A 20,910-nucleotide genomic window follows, 5' to 3' on the forward strand; every position below is an offset into this window, starting at 1 on the left:
GCCGGAAACAGCCGTCGTAGGTGATGCTGAGCACAGAGTCGCTGCTCACGCACGTCTTCCGCAGTCCCCCCTTCATCAGCACTCCCCCGCGTACAGGAGAATTCAGACCATGAGCAACCCGCAGCAGCTGCGCTACAGCAAGGAGCACGAGTGGCTGTCGGGCGCCGAGGACGGCGTCTCGACGGTCGGCATCACCGAGCACGCGGCCAACGCGCTCGGCGATGTCGTCTTCGTCCAGCTCCCGGAGGTCGGTGACACGGTGACCGCGGGCGAGACCTGCGGCGAGCTGGAGTCGACCAAGTCGGTCAGCGACCTGTACTCGCCGGTCTCCGGTGAGGTCACCGAGGTCAACGAGGACGTCGTGAGCGACCCGGCGCTGGTGAACTCCGCCCCCTTCGAGGGCGGCTGGCTGTTCAAGGTGCGCGTCGCGGAGGAGCCGGCCGACCTGCTCTCCGCCGACGAGTACACCGCCTTTTCCGCCGGCTGAGGAGTCCGCACCCGATGTCCGCACTGAACACGCCCCTGCACGAGCTCGACCCGGAGATCGCCGCCGCGGTCGACGCCGAGCTGGACCGTCAGCAGTCCACCCTCGAGATGATCGCGTCGGAGAACTTCGCTCCGCTCGCCGTCATGGAGGCGCAGGGCTCGGTCCTCACCAACAAGTACGCCGAGGGCTATCCCGGCCGTCGCTACTACGGCGGCTGTGAGCACGTCGACGTGGCCGAGCAGATCGCGATCGACCGTGTGAAGGAGCTGTTCGGCGCCGAGTACGCCAACGTGCAGCCCCACTCCGGTGCCTCCGCGAACCAGGCCGCCCTGTTCGCGCTGGCCCAGCCCGGCGACACGATCCTGGGCCTGGACCTGGCGCACGGCGGTCACCTGACCCACGGGATGCGGCTGAACTTCTCCGGCAAGCAGTTCAACGTCGTCGCCTACCACGTGGACGAGGCGGGTCTCGTCGACATGGCCGAGCTGGAGAAGCTCGCCAAGGAGCACCGGCCCAAGGTGATCATCGCCGGATGGTCGGCGTACCCGCGGCAGCTGGACTTCGCGGAGTTCCGCCGGATCGCCGACGAGGTCGAGGCGTATCTGTGGGTCGACATGGCGCACTTCGCCGGCCTGGTGGCGGCGGGGCTGCACCCCAACCCCGTCGCGTACGCGGACGTGGTCACCTCCACCACCCACAAGACGCTCGGCGGACCGCGCGGCGGGATCATCCTCGCGAAGAAGGAGTTCGCGAAGAAGCTGAACTCCTCCGTCTTCCCGGGCTTCCAGGGCGGTCCCCTGGAGCATGTGATCGCGGCGAAGGCGGTGTCCTTCAAGGTTGCGGCCTCGGAGGAGTTCAAGGAGCGCCAGCGGCGTACGGTGGACGGTGCGCGCATCCTCGCCGAGCGTCTGACGGCCGACGACGCCCGGGAGGCCGGGGTCGACGTGCTCTCCGGCGGCACCGACGTCCACCTCATCCTCGTCGACCTGCGCGAGTCCGAACTGGACGGCCGGCAGGCCGAGGACCGTCTCCACGAGGTCGGCATCACGGTCAACCGCAACGCCGTCCCCAACGACCCGCGCCCGCCGATGGTGACGTCGGGGCTGCGGATCGGCACGCCCGCCCTCGCCACCCGCGGCTTCACCGCCGAGGACTTCGCCGAGGTCGCGGACGTCATCGCTTCGGCGCTGAAGCCGTCGTACGACGTGGAGTCGCTCAAGGCCCGGGTGAAGGCCCTCGCCGACAAGCACCCGCTGTACGCCGGCCTGAACAAGTAGTTCCACGGTGGGGGCACCCGACGACGTGTGCCCCCACCCCTTTTGAAGGAGTGCCCGTGGCCATCTCGGTCTTCGACCTGTTCTCGATCGGCATCGGCCCGTCCAGCTCCCACACGGTCGGCCCGATGCGCGCGGCCCGCATGTTCGCCCGCCGCCTGCGCAACGAGGAACTGCTGCCCTCCGTCGCCTCGGTGCGCTGCGAGCTCTACGGCTCCCTGGGCGCGACCGGTCACGGCCACGGCACCCCGAAGGCGGTGCTGCTCGGCCTGGAGGGGGACTCCCCGCGCACGGTGGACGTGGAGAACGCGGACGACCGGGTGGCGGAGATCAAGGCCGCGGGCGTCCTGAGGCTGCTCGGCGAGCGTGAGATCCCGTTCTCCTTCGACGACGACCTGGTCCTGCACCGCCGCAAGACACTCCCCTATCACGCGAACGGCATGACGGTGTGGGCGTACGACGCCTCGGGCGCCGAGCTCATGTCGAAGACGTACTACTCGGTGGGCGGCGGGTTCGTCGTCGACGAGGACGCCATGGGCGCGGACCGGATCAAGCTGGACGACACGGTGCTGAAGTACCCCTTCCGCACCGGCGACGAGCTGCTGCGGCTGGCGAAGGAGACCGGCCTGTCGATCTCCGCCCTGATGCTGGAGAACGAACGCGCCTGGCGCACCGAGGACGAGATCCGCACCGGGCTGCTGGAGATCTGGGAGGTCATGCGGGCCTGCGTGCAGCGTGGCATGACCCGCGAGGGCATCCTGCCGGGCGGGCTCAAGGTGCGCCGCAGGGCCTCCGTCACCGCCCGCCAACTCCGCGCGGAGGGCGACCCGTTGGCGCACGCGATGGAGTGGATCACGCTGTACGCGATGGCGGTGAACGAGGAGAACGCGGCGGGCGGACGGGTGGTGACCGCCCCGACCAACGGGGCCGCGGGCATCATCCCCGCGGTGCTCCACTACTACATGAACTTCGTGCCCGGCGCCGACGACGAGGGCGTCGTCCGGTTCATGCTGGCCGCCGGCGCCATCGGCATGCTCTTCAAGGAGAACGCGTCCATCTCCGGTGCCGAGGTCGGCTGCCAGGGCGAGGTCGGCTCGGCCTGCTCAATGGCCGCGGGCGCCCTCGCCGAGGTCCTCGGCGGCTCCCCCGAACAGGTCGAGAACGCCGCCGAGATCGGCATGGAGCACAACCTGGGCCTGACGTGCGACCCGGTCGGCGGGCTGGTCCAGATCCCCTGCATCGAACGCAACGGCATGGCCGCGGTCAAGGCGGTCACGGCGGCCAAGATGGCCCTGCGGGGGGACGGCTCGCACAAGGTGTCCCTCGACAAGGTCATCAAGACGATGAAGGAGACCGGGGCCGACATGAGCGTCAAGTACAAGGAGACGGCCCGGGGCGGGCTGGCGGTCAACATCATCGAGTGTTGAGGGGATGGGCCCTGACCAGCGCGTTCGTGTCTTTCAGCGCTGTCGGGGCCTTCCCCGCTTACGCGGCGGAAAGTCCCCGGAATGTCGCTGGGACAGACGTGAAAGTCCCCGGGAAATCCCACGGGATGGGCGTCCGACCTGGGGTTTCGTGACATCCGGGATCTCTCTTCCAATCCGCCCTGACCGCCGACTGTCGCCAGGATGTATCAAATCGATCCCTTGAGACCGGCAGAGGGGTACCATTCGATACATGAGTGCTGCGGAGAACTCGCGCCTGGAGCAGCGGCTGGCCGACCTGCCCCCCACGTTCACGACGGCGCAGGCACGTCAGGCCCTGCTCTCCCCTCGTGATCTGGCGTCCTTGGTGGCGGAGGGGGAGATAAACGAACTGTCCCGTGGGGTGTACCGGCGGGCAGACGCCCCGGAGACCGCACATTCAGACCTACTGGCCGCGTGCGCGCGGGCTCCTCACGCTGCCGTGTGTGGTGAGTCCGCCCTGGCCCTGCACGAGCTGATCGACGACATCCCCGCAGCAGTGCACATCGCCGTGCCGCGCGGTACACGCCGCCCCACGATTTCCTACCCGCCGACCGTGGTGGCGCAGTACGCCTCGAAGACCTTCGCCCTCGGAGTCGAGCGGTTCGAAGCAGCCCCGGGAGAGACCATCCCCGTATACAACGCAGCCCGCAGCGTCGTCGACGCGATGCGCCACCGCAACCGTGTCGGCGAGACCCTCGCCCTGTCGGCGCTCGGCCGCTACCTGCGCCGAGACGGACGCAGCGGGGTCGGCGAACTCCAGCACATCGCGCGCGAGTTGGATGCCCTCTCCGTCATTCGTCCTGCCGTAGAGGCGGTGCTCGCCTGATAGCCAACGGGCGCGCGTGACATCACAGCCGGCCGCGTCTACAACGACCTGCCCAACCTGGCTCGCCGCAACAGCCGGTCCACAGACGAAATCATGGTCGAGTACGTCCTCGAACGATTCCTTTACCGCTTGGTCGTTTCGCCTCTTGGCCGGGAACACTTCATCCTCAAGGGCGGCCTGCTGCTGGCCCAGTTCGGCGCACGTCGACGGTTTGAGCGTGAGCTCCACATCTATTCCTGCCCTTGGTGGTGCGGAAGTCGACGACCGTCGCCTTGCCGTTGGAGCGGACGATGATGTTGGAGGCCTTGCTGTCCCGGCGGGTCAGGCCCCACCTCAAGCACTACGCCGAGTGCCTCCTACCCAGAGTGCTCACGAAGACGAGGGCGTATCGGCGTGAACGTACACATCACCCTCGGCCAGGTCGTCGACCTCCTCGGCGCGCACGACGGAGAAGCCGGCCAGCCGCAGAATCCCGATCAACGCCGTCCGCATAAGAAGAACGACCTCGGCGTAGTGCTTCCACTCCGGCGCCGTCGGGTCCTGCCGTTCTGCCACTGCCCGCATGCCAGCCTCTGCCAGCTCTGGGGCGCTCCAACGGACGTAGAGGCCTCCTGCGTACTCACCCTGGATGTCGACTTCCACCCAGACGCCGGGCTGTTTCTGCCCTTCCGGACGCTCGACATGAGCCGGAAGACCGGCGCGGTGCAGTTCTCGGCAGACCCGGCCTGCCAGATCGTACCCAGCGGCGATGATTTCCTCCGAAGCGTACGGGTGACCGTCTGCCTTAGCCTTGGCTCGACTCTCGGGGTCTATATACGTCACTGGGAATCTCCTGGTGAGGTCATCTTCGATGATACGGGTACTGGGAGTCTCATCCTCCGGTACACATAAGGGGGCCAGAGAGTTCAGCTTTCCGGCCCCCTTCATGCGTTACTCAGACGGACTTGTTTGGCTGGAGCTCGCAAACTTTCCACGCTCGAACTTGTCGAGCATATACTTGATCATTTGGCCTGCGCCAGGTCCGTCCGGAGTTGAGTAGGTTACCGGGATGCCTTCCATCAGAGGAGAGCATATGGCCTCGCAAGGGCTGCGTTCGCTGTAGAGTTCCTCGATCTGATTCTTGTTGAACCCCTTTTCTTCCAGCTTTTGGATGATCAATTCCTCGGAGTGAAGCCCCCGGGGGATATTTGCAAAGACGACGAAGTCATCCTTCGCGCCAGTGGCCTTGGCCCATCCTGGAACCCTTGCAACCGCCACGTTCCGTCCGAACTTGTACCTGAGTCCGCTGGATACCCGGAACTTGTAGGCAACAACAGCCAGTTCGGAGCTGGCGTACGGGATGATCTTCGTGCACGCGCTGCCCGCGGAGAGTGAGAATGCCGCCCTGGTGCGCTTCGTGCACGTCTCGTACAGCTGTTGGAGGGTCCTTGCGCCGATTCCTTCTTTTGCCAGCGGCGACAGACCGTCCAGGCTGCGTAGTGCCTTGAAGGCGTCTTCGAAGCCGATGCCTGTCCTGGCCGCGGCGTCGAGTGCCTTGACAGCGCGTGAGATCGGGGCGAGCAGCCCTTCGAATGGAACGTATATGGCGACGCTCCAGGCACAGGCGGTCTTGTCGCCGTGCCAGCAGTCCATCAGGTCTTCGGCGAAGAAGGAGAACAGGATCGATCCGGCCACGTCGCCGAAGAGGCTCTGCCATCCGGCGCGGACGATGTCCTTGCCAGAGAACTGGTGAGTCCAGCCGTCAATCTTGATGTTCTTCAGTGTCGCCCGCTGGAGGAACTGCCACGCCGGCTTCGGGCACCCGTCGGCCGTGGCCTGGGCTTGGTCGTCAGTGCACAGGTAGAAGTCCGCCTCGTAGGTGACGACCAGGTCGTACTTCGCGTTGCAGCCTTGGAAGGCCGCCTCCGGCATTCCCGGGCAGGTGCCGATCTGCTTTGAGCTGACGATCTCGACGGTGGACTCGTCCGGAACGGCGAACACACCGGGAATGCCCGTGGCGACCCCTTGGGACACCTCCTTATTGGCGTCCTCCCGTTCGGTGCGGTCAGCGGCGTCCTGGGCTTCCTTGGCGTACTTGTCGGCGTCCTTCGCCGCCTGTTCCGCCTCCGTCGCCGCCGCGTCCGCGCGGTCGGCGGCCGCTCTGGCCTCCTTGGCGTCCTGTTCGGCCTGGGCGGCCGCGGAGCGGGCGGCTTCGGCGTCGAGTGCCGCTGCGTCGGCGGAGTCGCGGGCGTCCTTGGCGTAGCCCTCGGCGTTGCCGGCCGCCTTGTCGGCGGCTGCCGCGTCGTCGGCGGCCTGCCGGTCGTACTCGATGGTGCGGGCCAGCGAGGCCTGCGCCGCCGCAGCGGCCTTCGCGGCGTCGGCCGCGTAGCCCAGGGCCTCCTTGGAGTAGGTGCGGGCATCGGCCGCGTACTTGGCGGCGCTCGCCGCGTGGGTGTACGCCTCCTTGGCGTCGCCCTTGGCCTGGTCGGCGAGGTTCTTCGCAGCGTCGGCCTCGGCGGCGGCGTTCTTGGCGTGCGCGTCTGCGACGGCCTGCTGCTGCTCGGCGATCGACTTCGCACCCTGCCCGGTCAGTACGACCAGGCCTGCGGCGGAGTCGGTGTCGACATACGGCGAGCCGAGCTCCACGGCGTCGTTGGCGGGAACGGCGACCTGCTGGGCCGCCTTGCCGGCGTCCACGGCCGCCTGCGCGGTGACATGCGCGAACCCGGCCGCCTTCGCCGCGGCGGCCACCGCCTTGCCGGCCTCCGCTTTGGCGCCGTCGGCCTGGGACTTGGCGTCCTTGGCGTGCTGCTCGGCCTCGTCGGCCAGCGCCACCGCCGTCTTCGCTTCGGACGCGGCATGCTGCGAAGCCGCGATCGCGTCCGCAGCGGCGCTCGTGGCCGTCCTGACGGCCGCATCCGCCCTCAGCTTTGCCGCCTGGGCGGCATCAGCGTCGGAGCGGGCGCGCTTCGCGGCCGCCTCGGCACGCGTCGCCGCGGCGTCCGCGTCAGCCGCGGCCTGCGTGGCGGCATCCGCCTCCGAACGGGCCCTGCCCGCCGCGGCCTCGGCGTTGTCGGCTGCCGTGTCCGCCTCGTTCGCCGCGGCGCGAGCGGCGTCGGCCGCGTCACCGGAGTCGAGGGACTCCGCGTAGGCCTGCTTCGCGTCGGCCTTCGCGCGGGCCGCGTCCGCCTTCTCTTCGGCGTCCCATGCGTCGTCGCGCATCTCCTTGGCGCGGTCCCTGGCCGCTACCGCGTCGTCGCGCTTGCTCTCCGCGGTATTCTCCGCGGTCTCCGCCTGGTCCTTGGCGTCCTTCGCCTTCGCCGCCTCGGCCTGTGCGTTCTGCTTGTGCTGTGCCGCCTCGGCCTGCTTGGCTGCGGCGGTCTCCTTCTCCGCCTTGGCCGTCTTCTCCTCGGCCTCCGCCGCGAGCCGCTTGGCGTGCGCGTCGGCGGCGGCCGCCTTCGCGTCGCCCTCCGCCTTTACCGCGACCGCAAGCTTGGCCTCCGCGGTCTCCTTGTCCTTCTTGGCGTTGTCCCGGTGCATCCTGGCCGCGTCCGCCGCGGCTTTGGCCTGCAACTCCGCCGCCGCGGCGGCCTCCTTGCGGAACTCCGCCTTCGACTGCGCCGCCTGCGCCAACGCGCGCTGCGTGATGGTCGCACTGTCCCCGGCCGCGGCACGGGTCGCCGCCTCGGCGGTCTCGCCGGCCTTCTCCAACGCCTGCAGCGCGGCGGCCGCTCCCTTGGTGACCTGTGCCTTCTGCAGGCCGACCAGCAGACCACGTCCCCGCGGGGCACCGTTGGTGTCGGCGATGCCGTAGGCGGCCTGGAGCGCGGTGTCCGACGTGGTCGCGGCCTTCTGTGCGGTGGTCAGCTGCGTCTTGACTACGGCGAGCTGCTTCTTCGCCTCTGTCTGCGCAGCAGTGATGTTGGCCTTGGCCTTGTCCACGTCGGCCTTCGCCGGTGCGGTGCCGGTGTGGGTCTTGGCGACGATCCGGAACTTCTGCGCCGCGGAGCCGTTGCACGTCGACGACACAGCGTCCTTGCTGTTGTCGAACGTCGGCAGGTGCAGACACTTGCCGGACGCCGCGTTCAGAAGCGGACCGGCGCTGCGCACGTCGAACTTCCACTGCTGAGCCTTGGTGCTGCCGCAGTCGCGGATCTGGACCTTCGTGCCATCGGCGTTGCTGCCGTTCAGCACCTCCAGGCACTTGCCCGAGTTCGGGTTCTGCAGGGTGTAGCCGCCCTCGTAGGAGGCCCACCGCTGCCACTTCTGGGAGGCCCCGCCGTTACAGGTGTAGACCTGCACCGGGGTGCCGTTGATCTTGCCGCCGCCCGCGACATCGAGGCACTTGCCGGCAGCGCCCGGCACCTGGATCTCCAACTGGCCGTCGCCGATCCAGTTGAAGCCGCCCTCGGTGTAGTAGTCCAGCCAGCGGGTGGAGTAGTCCGCGATCCACGACTGCCCCAGCATCTTGCCCAGTGCGAACGAGCCGTCCTGCAGCGCCTTCGTGGCGGTGCTGGACGCATCCAGGATCTGCCGGCGCTGTGCGGCCTGGGAGACGATCTCCTGCTGCCATTCGGTGGTTGCCTGCGCCACCTCCTTGCCGAGCACCCGGTTCGGGTCGATCGGATCGTGCCATCCGCAGGCAGCGAAACGGGATTTCAGATCCTCGACTGCGATACGGAACTCAGGCGTGTCCGGGGCCGGAGCCGTCCTGGGGAAACCACCCGAGGACAGGAAGATGCGGGCGTCGTCCGCGAACACCCGGGGAACGAACAGTGTGTTGGGTTCGATCTTGCCGGAGTTCTTCTTCCACAGCGCCCACGCCTGCTGTTCCTCCGGAGTGCCCCCGGAGGTGTACAGCTGGTCGCCGATCGTCAGCGCGGCAGTCTTCGTGTCGTCGTCTGCGGTGGGTGAGGGCTCATAGAACGGCGAGAAGAGGTCGATCGCCTTGCCCCACGACTGGTAGATCCACGGGAGCAACCCGATCCGGTCGTAGATCTCGGTTGCTCCCTGCGGCTCACCAGGGTAGTCACGCAAGCCCGTTACGGCGGTGGTGAACGCATGCCCTTGGTCCAAGACCTTGTTCTGCCACTGAGAGCTGTTGTCCTCGTCGGCGGAGAAAGCCGTGTGCAGGGGATCCTTGGTGTCGTAGAGGTCCCGGTTGAGCTTCTGATGCAGCTGATCGGGCGGCAGCCCGATGGCGCCCTGTGCCAGGGCGAACAGGTTGGGGCCGCCCTTGCGCAGGGCGTCGACGCCCACACACTGATCCCCGCGCAACTGTTCCGCGGCCTTGGCGTCGAACCCGTCGTAGGAGTCGACGGCCGAACTGGTACGGGGATCCTGGCCGATGGCCGAAGCCGGCTGTACCGCCACGGTGGCGAGAAGAGCCAGGGAGGCGAGCGGGACGACCGGAGTCGCCAAACTGGCCAGCCATCTCGGGCGTCTGCCCTGCTTCCGTTCAGATCTACGTAACACGCGTATCCCTCTCTTTTAGGGGGCGACTGCTGCAGGCGCACGCCTAGGAGGGACACGTCAAACCCGCACATGGGGCATCACGCAGTATTGGGCGCTCCCCCCGCGGACACGCCGGACACTCCCGGACAAGCGGACTGGTCAGGTCCCTCCAGGAGCAGACGCCACCATAGGCATGCCAGCGCTTCCCACGACACGTCTTTATGCCCACGGTAGTTACGGTCGGTAGCCATCCGATCGTCGAGGGAATCAGAGTGGAACTTGTGTACAGCTTGTGAGAGGGGCCTTGCCGGCCTCTTACCGAGTCGCACCCTTGCACACGCTCCGCGATAGCGAGACCAACATCACAGTCGACGTGAAGCCCCTTACGGAGACCTCCGGCTGCAGGCCTGCGGCTGCAAGGCGGGCTGGGGATCCATCTGCACCTTCGCTGCACGCTTGGCCACCAAATGACCAGCGCGTCGCGCGAGCAAGGAGACGGCCCGGGGCGGGCTCGCGGTGAACATCATCGAATGCTAGGGCGAGAGGCTCTGACCAGCGCGTTCTACGTGGACGTGGTGTACCGGTAGTCGGGCTCTGCGCCCATGAGCGCGAGGTCCAGAATCCGGCCCAGGAGATCCGCGCTCGTGTCGAACGTCATCGGGTCGGCTCTCGGCGTCCGTACGTCACCGGGTGCCGTCCTGCGGAATTGCGCCGCGAAGGTCACCGCGTGCTCTGGCCTGTCAACACTCATGTCCGCTCACCGCCGGTGCGAGACGTGCCGGGGAGATCCCGGTCGGCTGCCCTCAGCGTGCGAGAGCCCGGTGGACGCGAGCTGGAGCCCCACTCCACGCACGAGGAATTCCGGCTCAGCCTCCCGGCCCCTCGCCCCCGGCGAGCCGCTCCGCCTCGTCCACCTGGTCCCGCAGGCCGAGCAGTTCCCAGCGCTGGAGCGCGAAGGGCACGGCGCTCTCGTGCCAGAGCCTGCGGTGGAAGTCCGGCAGGCTGAAACCCGGCCCCTGCCGCTCGGCACACGCGGACAGCAACTCACGGATCTGCGTCTTGCCGACCTGGTAGCTGAGACCCTGACCGGGACGTCCGGCGAAGAACACGGCCTCTTCCCACGCGGTGCGCCGGTCCATGGGCACCGCCCGGGCGAGCCTGTCCGCGGCCTGCTCCACGGAGCACAGACCGAGCGCGAGCCCGGTGTCGACCTCGACGCGCAGGGCTCGCAGCCGCATGGCTCCGTAGAGGAAGAGCACGCTGTCCGGGCTGTCGTCGAACAGGCCCGCGGTGAGGAGCAGTTCCTCGGTGTAGAAGGCGGTTCCCTCGTGCGGCACCGAGTCGTAGTAGTGGCGCCGCAGGGGGTCGGTGTGCTGGTGCGCGAGGGCCAGCTGCCACGCGTGCACTCCCTCGTGCGCGACACCGAGTCGCGGATCGCGGGCTTCGGCCAGCTGGAAGTAGGGCAGGGCGGAGTGGGGTTCACGGATGTAGCGCAGGGCGTCCTCGCCGGGTGCCGTACCGGTGTGGTGCGGTACTCCGAGCCCGCTGAGCGGTTCCAGGTAGTCCGGCATGGGCGCGTTGCGGTAGTGGCGCAGACCGGCGGGCAGTTCGAGGAGACCGGTACGGGACAGGAACCCTCGCACTTCCCTCTCGTCGTCCCGCTGCCGGGCGATCTGCGCCGCTGCACTGGGCAGCAGGGGTGACTCGTGCCCGGTGTGGCCGCGGGCGCGCACCTGCGCCTCGGCCGCCGTCGCCCGGTCGTATTCCAGCTTGGCCAGCTCACGCAGACGATCGACCGGGTACGGGAGGAGGGCGACCCGGTGCAGGAAGAAGCGGAGAGCGTCCGCGCCGACGGCGATGCCGAGGGACGTCTCGTCGCCGTGCTCCAGCCGTTGCCGCGACAGCCACTCCTGGTACCGGTCGAGGGCTCGGCGGGCGCCTTCCGCGGCCGTGCGGAGCGGCGCGGTGTATCCGCCCGGCAGTTCCGGGCCGAGCGCCGCCGCGGCCTCCCCCACCCGGCGACCGGCGTCTTCGAGCAGGTGCAGCGCGGCCTGGGTGAAGGCCGGCGCGGCGTGTCCGGCCAGGTTCCGTTCGGCCGACCGCAGTGTCCGCGGCACATGATCCAGCAGACGTACGATCTCCGCGGCGCGCACCTCGTCGAAGGGCGGCGGCGGAAGCAGCAGGTGGTAGACGGGGACCAGGCTCTGGTCGACGTAGAAACAGGGATCGCGCCGCCAGCCCTGGAGCAGTTCGAGTTCCCACTGCACACGGGCCAGTGCCGAGCCGAGCAGCCGGCCGTCGACCTGGACGGCCACCGGTGCGCCGGTCAGGTCGAGTCGTCGGTGGCGTGCGCCGAACTCCCGCAGGGCGCGGCGGCGTCGGTCGACGGCGGCCGCGGACCAGTCGGGCAGCCATCCCGGGGGCCGCGGCACGCGGGGAATGTCGTCGTAGGAGTCCGGCTGGGTGCTGGTGCGCCATCTCCAGAACTCCGCCGCCAGCGTAGTGAGCGTGGCGTCGCGCCTTGCCTCGCCGACCGTCGTCATGCGGTCAGCTCGACCTTGTACGTGCGCAGCCAGCGGTCGACCTCGATCAGCGGCAGCAGGAAGTGCAGCGGGTCGGCCATGGTCATCATCGTGGTCCCGCTGTCCGCGAGGGCCCGCACCTTCCCCGTGTCCAGCATGCCCGTCAGCGGTGAGGAGGAGTCCGCGAGCAGTCGGTCCAGCGCGGCGCGGACACCGGCGGCGTGCTCCGGAGAGAAGGTCGCGGGGTAAGCGCTCTTGTTTCGTCGCAGGACGCTCTGCGGCACCAGGTCGCCGACGGCCTGGCGCAGCAGGCTCTTCTCGCGGCCGTCCGCGATCTTCATCTTCCAGGGCACGTTCCAGACGTACTCCAGCAGTGTGTGGTCGCAGAACGGGACCCTCACCTCCAGGCCGAGCGCCATGCTCATCCGGTCCTTGCGGTCCAGGAGGTAGAGCAGCGGTCCCTGAAGACTGAGGAAGAGGACCTCCCGCATACGCGCCTGCAGGCCGCTCTCCCCCGGCAGCCGGGGCACGCGGGCGCGCAGGGTGGCGTAGCGGTCGTGTTCGTCGTCCTGCGGGCGGATGCGGGCGCGGAGATCGGGGGCGAGGCAGTCGGTCAGCCTGGGGGCGTTGCCGAGCCAGGGGAACGTGTCGCCCCAGACGGTCTGCTGGTCGAAGAACCAGGGGTAGCCGCCGAAGACCTCGTCCGCCGCCTCGCCGGAGAGCGCCACGGTCGAGTGTTTCCGTATCTCCTGGAACAGCAGGTACATCGACGCGTCGAACTGCCCGAGACTGGGCAGGTCGCGGGCGGCCAGCGTCGCGGGAACCACGTCCGGCAGCCCACCCGGGTCGAGTGTGACGGCCGTGTGGTCCGTTCCGATGTGGCGGGCGGCCTCCAGGGCGAACGGTGTGTCCCGCTCGGGCCGCAGCGTCGTCGGACGGAAGTCCCGCTCCGCGTCCTGGAAGTCGACCGAGAAGGTGCGCAGCGTCCCGGGCCGCCCGGCGGCGGCGAGCGCGCTGATGGCCGTGGAGTCGAGCCCCCCTGACAGCAGTGCGCACAGGGGGACGTCCGCCACGAGTTGATGCGAGACGACATCTGCCAGGAGCTCGCGCACCGTGCGCACCGTGGTCGTCTGGTCGTCGAGGTGCTCCCTGCTGACCAGTCGCCAGTACGGTGTCTCGTGCGCGCCCGAGCGGTCCATCCGCACCAGGTGCCCGGGCTGCACCTGCCGCAGGTCGGTGAACGGTGTCTCGCCGGGCAGGGCGAGCCGGGGGTTGAAGAGCAGCGGGAGCTTCTGTTCGCTGGTGCGCGGCCGGAACAGCGGATTGGCCAGGATCGCCTTGGGCTCGGATCCGAAGAGCAGGCCGCCGGGGTAGGCGTGGTAGTAGAGGGGTTTGACGCCGAGCCGGTCGCGCACGAGAAGGAGCTCCTCGCGGTCGGAGTCCCAGACCGCGAACGCGTACATGCCGGTCATCCGGTCCGGGCAGGCGGCTCCCCACTCCAGGTAGGCGTGCAGGGCCACCTCCGTGTCGGAATCCGTGCCGAAGCGGTGCCCCAGGGAACGCAGTTCCTCCCGCAGCTCGCGGTAGTTGTAGAGCTCACCGCTGTACGTCAGGACCACCGGGCCGTCCTGGCCGCGGCGGCCGGTCACCATGGGCTGGCCCCCGCCCTCGATGTCGATCACCGCCAGCCGACGGTGGCCGAGGGCGGCGTTCGCCGAGAGCCAGACGCCCTGGGCGTCGGGGCCCCGCCGCTGCAGGGAGTCAGTCATGGCCCGCACCGTCTCCCCGGCGACGGTGAGATCTCGGTCGAAGTCGATCCAGCCGGCGATGCCGCACATCACAGGCCTCCCTTCCGGTCGGATGCAGTCAGGTGGCGCGCGGGGTCGGCGGACGAGGCCCTGGTCGTCGCCGGTCCGGTGGGCAGGCCGGCGAGGAAGGAGTCAAGGTCCTCCAGCCGGTGACCGGCGATGCCCGGGCATTCCCAGCGCAGGTCCAGCCGGGGCGGACGTTCGCGGTCGTGGAAGTAGACCGCTTCGAGCCGGTCCCGGGCGTCGAGGGCGAGCAGCGGGTTGGCCACGAGGAAGTCCCGTACGACGGGACGGTCCTGGAGCACCCGCAGCAGCAGCCGTTTGCCGGCGAAGTGATTGCCGGGAATCCCGACCTCGGGGTGGAGTTTCCGTTTGAACTGGAAGATCCCCTTGCTCAGGAACGGTTCACAGCCCGAGAGGTCGACGTGGGTGATCCCGTTCCGGGCGGCCCACTCGATGATCATGATGTACAGGGACATGTAGGTGCCGGACCGGTAGGGGCTCCCGGAGCCGTCCAGCACCCCCGCCAGTCTGAGCACCAGTACGTCGCCCTCCAGCCGGCAGAGCATCCCGGCGACCGGCGTGCCCTGCTCGCACAGGTGGAACAGGACGCCCTGCCGGAACAGGCACCGCCGGGCGGTGCCGAGGTCCACCGAGCGGGCGGCGCCGCCGTGCCGGCTCCGCATGGTCGGCAGGTGCATGCGGTGGTAGAAGGACACGAGATCCGCGTCGGAGGAGACCACTTCGAGTGTCCGGGAGCGGGATCGGACCTCCCGGGCATGCTGTTGGCGCGCCTTGCGGGAGACCCCGGGCAGCACGTCCTTCGCATCCGGGGGGACCGGAACCGTCAGGTTGATCCGGAAGGGCAGCAGCAGGCTGTGGCGGAGCGGCGTGACGGTGTGCGCCGTGAGCCGGTCGCGGCCGGCTCCGACGGCGAGGAGGTCCGCGGCCGCCGTCGGCCGTGCGGCGGTCAGTTCGGCCCAGCGGACGCGGCGTCGCAGCCGTCGGCCCTCGGTGCCACGACGCTCCTCCAGGAACGGCAGCACATGGCTGAGCCCGTCCGTCAGTCCGGCGTACGCGAGCACAAGCGGGTCGTCCCCGGCGGCCGACGCAGTGGAGTAGGTGATCCCGGGCCGGGCCGTGACGGCCGTGTCCGCCCAGCCGTGTGCCCGCACGATCCGCCGGTCGGCGCTGTTGTGCCAGGCGTACCGCCAGGCCCGGGGGATCACCCGGCCTCCACCTCGTCGCCGGCCCGGAGCCCGTGCCCGTCCGGTGCCGACGCGAGCGCCGGATCGAGACTGACCACGTGGTTGTCCGTGTCCACGAACACCACATGGGGCTTGGTGTCGTGCACCTGGTCCTCGGCGACCATGCCGTACGCGATGATGATCACCAGGTCGCCCTGCTGCACGAGACGGGCCGCGGCACCGTTCACCCCGATCACGCCGGTGCCCCGCGGCCCCTCGATCACGTAGGTCTCCAGCCGGTTGCCGTTGTTGATGTCCACGACGTGGACGAGTTCGCCCGGCAGGAGGTCGGCCGCCTCCATGAGGTCGGCGTCGACGGTGAGGGAGCCGACGTAGTGGAGGTCGCACTGGGTGACGGTGGCCCGGTGGATCTTCGACTTGAGCATCGTGCGGAACATTTCCTGCTGCCTTTCGACGTGGGGAGGATGGTCGGCCAGGGTCAGTCGCGCGCGGCGGCGAACACGAGACGGACCATCTCGTCCACGGTCGCCACCCGTTCGATGTGCTCGTCCCTCATCGGAGGGATCATGGAGTCGGTGTAGAAGCCGGAGGCGTGCACCACGACCTCTTCGTCCGCGCGCAGAAGCCCGCGTTCCCTCGCGACCAGCGTCCCGGTGAGCGCCTTGACCAGGGACCACTCACGGATCAGCGTGGTGTCCGGGTCGATGTGCACGCCGGCGCGGGCGGCGAGTTCCCGGACCTGGTCCAGGCGGTCCAGGCACTCGCGGCGGGAGACCACGACTCCCCCGCCGCCGTGTTCCGCGACGATCCCGTTGATCTGGGCGGAGGTCACCGGCTGCTTGGTGTAGAAGGTCGCGTCGATGGCTTCGGCGGGGTCGTCGGTGACGGCGGGGAACGCCGGTGACACGTTCTGCCGCCATGCGCCGGCCGCGTTGTCGTACGCGTAGTCCGGCATGTCGGTGCCCAGCAGGCTGACGACCATGTCCGGCGTGGCCGGCTGCTGGACCAGGAAGAACGCCGGGTGCCGGGCCGGACCGGGGTCACCGGCCCGCAGTCCCTCGGTGAGCAGTCGGTGGCCCAGGTGGTAGCCGAGCAGTCCGAAGGCGCTGGAGACCGCGTGCACATGGGTGCGCGGCGCCGAGTTCTCGGTGAGCGGCATCAGGTCGTGCTCGACGAAGGCCCGCACCGCGTCGGCGATGCGGTAGTTGTCGAGGTCCAGGGTGTACCAGAGCCGGAAGCCGGTACGGGTCAGCAGCTCGTCCGCGTGCTGCTCGGCGACCGCGTTGCTGAGCAGTTTGACGTCTGCGGGGCGATCGACGCGGGCGAGCACCACGGGGTTGCCGCGGCGGGTCTGCGCGTCGGTGGTCAGTGCGCAGTCGCGGAGTTTGGACCGGGAGGCCTCGGGGGCCAGCATCACGATGCGTAGTTCGTCGGGGGTCGCCAGGCCGGACGCGTGGGCGCGGGCCACCGCGTCCCGCAGCGCTGTTCCCTTGTTTCCCGACGTGGGGGTGAGGAGCAGGACGCGCTCCCCGGTGCGACGGATATGGCTGACCGCGCGGGCAATCATCAGCAGCGAGGCGATCGTCTTCGTCGTGCGGGTGCCCGGATTGCGCATCAGATCGAGGAGGTGGGTTCCCTCGTCGAGCTGGGTGAGCGCGATGTCGGACACGTCCGTGAAGCGTTCGAAGGCCGCGCGGTCCGTCACGCTGAAGTCCAGGGGGACCGCGGGCTGCGTCGTGCGTTCCACCGTGACGTTCTTGGCCACGGTCTGTATCTCCGGCAAGTAGCGCCACAGTGCGTTGCGCACAACGCGTCCGGTTTCGCCGTTCAGCGCCGGTGCGGGCATAGCGCTTCCACTCCTCTGCGAGTATGCGGGTGACTGGTGTGCTGCGTGGTGGGGAAGTAGTGCGCAGGACAAGGCAGTTGTCCTCCGCGGGTGACAGAGGTGCTGCCTATTCGGTGGTCTGGTGCGTGGCGGCGGTGATGTCGGCGATGACGGCCTGTTCCACTGCCTGGGCGAGCGTGCGGATCGTCGGGGAGTCGAAGATGACCCGGACCGGGACGCCTACGCCGAAGGTCTCCCGGACACGGGAGACGATCTGCATCGCCACCAGGGAGGTCCCCCCGAGATCGAGAAAGGTGTCGTCGACACCGATCCGGTCTCGTTCCAGCGCCTGGGCCCAGATGTCGTGGATGAGGATCTCGTGGGGCAACTGCGGCGCCGCGTACGCAGTGGTGGACGCGTACGGGGTGCGGGCGTCCGCCGGGTCCGGCAGGGCCCCGCGGTCGACCTTCCCGTTGGTGTTGAGGGGGAGCCGCTCGAGGAGCACCACGGCAGTGGGCACCATGTATTCCGGCAGCCGGGCGGCGACGGCCCGCCGTATCCCTCCGGGGTTGGGAGTCGGGACGCGCGGTACGACGTAGGACACCAGTTGGCGGACCCCGTCCGGGCCCGGCACGGCGACCGTCACCGTTTCGCGGACGTCGGGAAGGGCGAGAAGCACGGCGTCCACCTCTCCCGGCTCGACCCGGTGGCCGCGGATCTTCACCTGGTTGTCGACCCGGCCCAGGAACTCCAGGTCGCCGTTGTCGTTCCAGCGGGCCAGGTCCCCCGTCCGGTACATCCGTTCTCCGGGGGCCGTACCGCGAAGGGCCGGGAGGAAGCGCTCGGCGGTCCCGTCGGGCGCGTTCAGATAACCGCGCGTGACGCCCGCTCCGGCTATGCAGATCTCCCCCGTCGCTCCCTGCGGGACGGGGGCGAGGAACTCGTCCACGAGGTGTACGCGCACTCCCGGGACGGGACGCCCGAGCGGGGGGTGCTCCGGCCATGTCCCGGGATCGCCGGTGAGGGTGTACGCGGTGGCCTGATGCGTTTCCGAGGGGCCGTACTGGTTCTCCAGCACGGCGTCGTCCCCCAGCGCCCGCATGAAGGTGCGTATCTCCTCGGTGACATGCAGCGGCTCGCCCGCGGAGATGATCTCGCGCAGCGCGAGTGGACCGTGGTCGGCGGCACCGGCCGTATGGGCGCGGGCCAGTTGCCGCAGATGGGCGGGCGACGTGTACAGGCGCCGGACCCTTTCGCGGGCCATGGTGCGCAGCATTTCTCCGGGATCCCGCCGGTCCTCCTCACTGATCAGGACGAGGGTGCCGCCGCCCAGCAGGGTGCCGAAGATCTCCTGCAGCGACATGTCGAAGGCGGGCGAGGAGAACTGAAGGCACACGGTGGGTCCGTCGGCGCTCCGCAGAGCCCAGTCGGCCACGGTCTCGATGGTGGTGGAGCCCATGCCGATGCCCTTGGGCCGTCCCGTCGATCCCGAGGTGAAGATCACGCATCGCAGGCTCTCCGCCGGCAACGCCCGTTCTTTCGACGGCAGCGGCCGCGCGGTGGACTCCAGCTCGTCGTGGAACAGCACGGGCAGCGGGGCCGGGCACTGCCGCAGGGCGGATGCCACCTCCCGTTCGGTCACGACACAGTGAGCGGCCGCGGTCCGCACCATGGTGGCGATCCGGTCCGCCGGGTGGGAGGCGTCGAGGGGCAGGAAGGCCGCCCCCGCCTTGAGGACCGCCAGCATCACGGCGACGGCGGGCGGCCGCCGGGTCATGCACAGCCCGACCACGGACTCGGGCCCGACGCCGGCCTCCAGGAGCGCGGCCGCGAGCCCGTCGGCCTCCGCGTCGAGGCGGTCGTACGAGATCCGCTCCCCGTCCGGGCCGATGAGCGCGGTGGCGTCGGGGTGTTGTGACGCACACGCTTCGAAGCGCTCGATGACGTCCACTGCGGCTCCTTGTCGGTGGATCGGTTCGGATACGGCGTCCCGTGGCCACGTACGACCGTGAAGGCCGGACTCAGCTTCAGACACCGCCTTGCACGCCAACAACGCCGATTGAACGAAGTAGCGCCGTTCTTCTCGGCGGTGACCGGCTGTCACTTCGGATTGCACGAAGTCCACGCGTCCCGGTCCGGATCGGTTGCCCGGCCCTCGGACGCGGGGTGAGGCTCGGTCGCATGACTGTCGCCACTTCGAGCACACCGACGGCGGGCCGACGACCGGGCATTCTGTCCCTGTTGCGGCTGCGGAGTGCCCAACTCTTCTTCTCCGCACTGACGTTGGCGTTCATCGGCGCGAACATGCTGGTGCTCGTCGGCGGGGTGTGGGTCAAGACACTCACCGGTGACAGCGGCGCCGCGGGGCTTGTCACCTTCTTCGTGTCGATCCCGGCGGTGTTCTACCCCTTCTTCGGACTGCTGGCCGACCGGATCCGACGCCGCACGATCATGGTGGTCGCGAACGCCGTGGCCGCCGCGGTCACCCCCGTGCTGCTGCTGGTGCACGACGCGTCCCAGGTCTGGCTCGTCTATCTGGTGACCTTCGTGTACGGCGCCGCGCTCGCCGTGATGACGGTGGCGGAGAGCGGTCTGTTCGTCACGATGCTGCCCGAGTCGCTACTCGGCGCCGCCAACAGCCTGTTGCAGTGCATCCAGGAGAGCATGAAGGTGCTGGCCCCCGCTCTGGGGGTCAGCCTGTTCGCCTGGATCGGAGGCGGGCCGGTCGCCGCCGTGGCGGCGCTCGCCTCAGGCCTGGCCTGTGTGCTGTTCCGACTGCTGCGCGTCGACGAGCGTGCGGAGCCGACGGCCGAACCGGCGGACCCGCACGGGGTGTCGGCGGGACACGGGATCCTGGCCGGCTTCCGCCACCTGCTGCGGGCCGCCGGGCTGCGCCGGGTGGTACTCGGCAGCGCCGTCGCACTGCTGGCCCTGGGGTTCACCCAGACCGCGCTGTTCGGAGTGGTGGAGGACGGGCTGCACCGGCAGCCGGCCTATCTGGGGTTCCTGGTGGGGGTGCAGGGCGTGGGCTCCATTCTGATCAGCCTGGTCGCCGTGCAGTTGATCCACCGGTTGGGCGAGGTGCGCTTCGTCGCTCTGGCGATGGTCGCCAACGCCGTGGGGGTGGCGCTGCTGGTCGCGCCGACCCTGCTCCTGATCCTGCCGGGCATGTTCCTGCAGGGCATGGGCGTGCCCTGTCTTCTCATCGGCGCGCTGACGCTCATGCAACGTCAGACCCCGGAACCGCTTCAGGGACGGACCGCCGCCGCCGTCAGCATGATGATCTTCGTTCCCCTGGCGGTCTCCCGGCTCGCGGGCGCCGTACTGGAGGAACTGACGGGTTACCGCTTCCTCCTGTGGTCCACCGCCGCGGCCTCCGCCGCCGTCGGGTGCTGGCTGATGGCCGCGGGGAGCCCGCGCGGACGTGCCACCGCCCCATCCGCGACCGCACACACATCTCCGGAAGGAAAGGCACACCATGAGTGACGCTTTTGCCGCGTTCGCCGTCGTGGTCAACGCGGAGGAACAGCACTCCATCTGGCCCGTGGGACGGGACGTCCCGGCAGGCTGGACCGAGACCGGCTTCACCGGCGACAAGCAGGAGTGCCTCGACCACATCCGCGAGATCTGGCCGGACATCACACCGCTCAGTGTGCGCCGCGCGCGAGGGGAGCGGCCCGCCTCATGACCACAGAGCGAGCTCCGCGGCTGTCCGCGGCCCAGGCCGAACTGCTGATGCGGCGGCTGCAGGGCAAGGGCTCCGTGCAGGAAGCCGGTTCAGCGGCCGTCCCGTTGGTGCGTCGGGGGAAGGGGGAGGGCCCGGCACCGCTGTCATACGCCCAGGAACGGCTGTGGTTCCAGGAACAACTCCACCCCGACACCATCGCCTACACCACCGCCGACACCGTCTACCGCATCCACGGCCCCCTGGACACCACCGCCCTGCAGACCGCCCTCCACCACCTCATCACCCGCCACGAAACACTCCGCTCCCACTTCCCCACCACCCACGGCCAACCCCACGTCACCCACGACCCACCCCACACCATCCCCCACCGCTA

At 69.3% G+C, this 20,910-nt stretch carries 16 protein-coding genes; 7 read left to right on the forward strand and 9 right to left on the reverse strand.

From position 1 onward, the window contains the following. The first annotated feature begins 109 nt into the window (after window positions 1-109). The 4 genes from gcvH (at window position 110) to ACIBJB_RS30455 (ending at window position 4,053) form a co-directional block, all read left to right on the forward strand. Window positions 110-487 carry a glycine cleavage system protein GcvH gene (gene gcvH, locus ACIBJB_RS30440; protein WP_007384830.1) on the forward strand — a complete coding sequence of 126 codons (378 nt, stop codon included), beginning with the start codon at window positions 110-112 and terminating at the stop codon, window positions 485-487. A gap of 14 nt (window positions 488-501) precedes the next feature. Beyond that, entirely contained in the window at window positions 502-1,764 is a 1,263-nt protein-coding gene (gene glyA, locus ACIBJB_RS30445; RefSeq protein WP_398935136.1) for a serine hydroxymethyltransferase, read from the forward strand. A gap of 56 nt (window positions 1,765-1,820) precedes the next feature. Then, entirely contained in the window at window positions 1,821-3,188 is a 1,368-nt protein-coding gene (locus ACIBJB_RS30450) for an L-serine ammonia-lyase (protein ID WP_398935138.1), read from the forward strand. A 250-nt stretch (window positions 3,189-3,438) separates the two neighbouring features. After that, entirely contained in the window at window positions 3,439-4,053 is a 615-nt protein-coding gene (locus ACIBJB_RS30455; protein ID WP_398935140.1) for a type IV toxin-antitoxin system AbiEi family antitoxin domain-containing protein, read from the forward strand. Window positions 4,054-4,422: 369 nt separating this feature from the next. On the opposite strand, the gene ACIBJB_RS30460 is transcribed toward ACIBJB_RS30455, so the two are convergent. The 9 genes from ACIBJB_RS30460 to ACIBJB_RS30500 all read right to left on the reverse strand — a co-directional run bounded on the left by ACIBJB_RS30460 (window position 4,423) and on the right by ACIBJB_RS30500 (window position 18,800). Continuing rightward, window positions 4,423-4,875 (reverse strand): hypothetical protein, encoded by a 453-nt coding sequence (locus tag ACIBJB_RS30460; protein ID WP_398935142.1) that lies wholly within the window; start codon window positions 4,873-4,875, stop codon window positions 4,423-4,425. 108 nt (window positions 4,876-4,983) lie between these two features. Next, window positions 4,984-9,453 carry an RICIN domain-containing protein gene (locus tag ACIBJB_RS30465; RefSeq protein WP_398935144.1) on the reverse strand — a complete coding sequence of 1,490 codons (4,470 nt, stop codon included), beginning with the start codon at window positions 9,451-9,453 and terminating at the stop codon, window positions 4,984-4,986. A 595-nt stretch (window positions 9,454-10,048) separates the two neighbouring features. After that, window positions 10,049-10,237: a hypothetical protein gene (locus ACIBJB_RS30470; protein WP_398935146.1), complete on the reverse strand. Its 189-nt coding sequence runs from the start codon at window positions 10,235-10,237 to the stop codon at window positions 10,049-10,051. Between the two features lie 115 nt (window positions 10,238-10,352). Further along, entirely contained in the window at window positions 10,353-12,029 is a 1,677-nt protein-coding gene (locus ACIBJB_RS30475) for a DUF885 family protein (RefSeq protein ID WP_398935147.1), read from the reverse strand. Beyond that, entirely contained in the window at window positions 12,026-13,846 is a 1,821-nt protein-coding gene (asnB, locus tag ACIBJB_RS30480; protein WP_398935149.1) for an asparagine synthase (glutamine-hydrolyzing), read from the reverse strand. The genes ACIBJB_RS30475 and asnB overlap by 4 nt, the downstream gene beginning before the upstream one ends. After that, entirely contained in the window at window positions 13,846-15,045 is a 1,200-nt protein-coding gene (locus tag ACIBJB_RS30485; protein ID WP_398935151.1) for a GNAT family N-acetyltransferase, read from the reverse strand. The genes asnB and ACIBJB_RS30485 overlap by 1 nt, the downstream gene beginning before the upstream one ends. After that, window positions 15,042-15,461 carry an aspartate 1-decarboxylase gene (gene panD / locus ACIBJB_RS30490; protein ID WP_398935153.1) on the reverse strand — a complete coding sequence of 140 codons (420 nt, stop codon included), beginning with the start codon at window positions 15,459-15,461 and terminating at the stop codon, window positions 15,042-15,044. The genes ACIBJB_RS30485 and panD overlap by 4 nt, the downstream gene beginning before the upstream one ends. Window positions 15,462-15,502: 41 nt before the next feature. Then, on the reverse strand, window positions 15,503-16,870 hold the full coding sequence (locus ACIBJB_RS30495; protein ID WP_398935155.1) for a DUF6002 family protein: 1,368 nt from the start codon (window positions 16,868-16,870) through the stop codon (window positions 15,503-15,505). Between the two features lie 106 nt (window positions 16,871-16,976). Continuing rightward, window positions 16,977-18,800, reverse strand: a complete 1,824-nt coding sequence (locus ACIBJB_RS30500) for a non-ribosomal peptide synthetase (RefSeq protein WP_398935157.1) — start codon at window positions 18,798-18,800, stop codon at window positions 16,977-16,979. 230 nt (window positions 18,801-19,030) lie between these two features. Between ACIBJB_RS30500 and ACIBJB_RS30505 the strand changes: the two genes are divergently transcribed. The 3 genes from ACIBJB_RS30505 to ACIBJB_RS30515 form a co-directional block, all read left to right on the forward strand. Continuing rightward, window positions 19,031-20,335 (forward strand): MFS transporter, encoded by a 1,305-nt coding sequence (locus tag ACIBJB_RS30505; protein ID WP_398935158.1) that lies wholly within the window; start codon window positions 19,031-19,033, stop codon window positions 20,333-20,335. Further along, complete coding sequence (locus tag ACIBJB_RS30510) at window positions 20,328-20,537, forward strand: MbtH family protein (protein WP_398935160.1); 210 nt, start codon at window positions 20,328-20,330, stop codon at window positions 20,535-20,537. The genes ACIBJB_RS30505 and ACIBJB_RS30510 overlap by 8 nt, the downstream gene beginning before the upstream one ends. Beyond that, window positions 20,534-20,910: condensation domain-containing protein (locus tag ACIBJB_RS30515; RefSeq protein WP_398935162.1), on the forward strand; the 377-nt coding region annotated here is incomplete at its 3' end. The genes ACIBJB_RS30510 and ACIBJB_RS30515, both read left to right, overlap by 4 nt.

This window comes from Streptomyces sp. NPDC050759 (genome assembly GCF_044456945.1).
Classification (GTDB): domain Bacteria; phylum Actinomycetota; class Actinomycetes; order Streptomycetales; family Streptomycetaceae; genus Streptomyces.

Coding starts and splice junctions, on each gene's coding strand:
- gcvH (WP_007384830.1), top strand. CDS start 110: ATGAGCAACCCGCAGCAGCTGCGCTACAGCAAGGAGCACGAGTGGCTG.
- glyA (WP_398935136.1), top strand. CDS start 502: ATGTCCGCACTGAACACGCCCCTGCACGAGCTCGACCCGGAGATCGCC.
- ACIBJB_RS30455 (WP_398935140.1), top strand. CDS start 3,439: ATGAGTGCTGCGGAGAACTCGCGCCTGGAGCAGCGGCTGGCCGACCTG.
- ACIBJB_RS30470 (WP_398935146.1), bottom strand. CDS start 10,237: ATGAGTGTTGACAGGCCAGAGCACGCGGTGACCTTCGCGGCGCAATTC.
- ACIBJB_RS30475 (WP_398935147.1), bottom strand. CDS start 12,029: ATGACGACGGTCGGCGAGGCAAGGCGCGACGCCACGCTCACTACGCTG.
- asnB (WP_398935149.1), bottom strand. CDS start 13,846: ATGTGCGGCATCGCCGGCTGGATCGACTTCGACCGAGATCTCACCGTC.
- panD (WP_398935153.1), bottom strand. CDS start 15,461: ATGTTCCGCACGATGCTCAAGTCGAAGATCCACCGGGCCACCGTCACC.
- ACIBJB_RS30495 (WP_398935155.1), bottom strand. CDS start 16,870: ATGCCCGCACCGGCGCTGAACGGCGAAACCGGACGCGTTGTGCGCAAC.
- ACIBJB_RS30505 (WP_398935158.1), top strand. CDS start 19,031: ATGACTGTCGCCACTTCGAGCACACCGACGGCGGGCCGACGACCGGGC.
- ACIBJB_RS30510 (WP_398935160.1), top strand. CDS start 20,328: ATGAGTGACGCTTTTGCCGCGTTCGCCGTCGTGGTCAACGCGGAGGAA.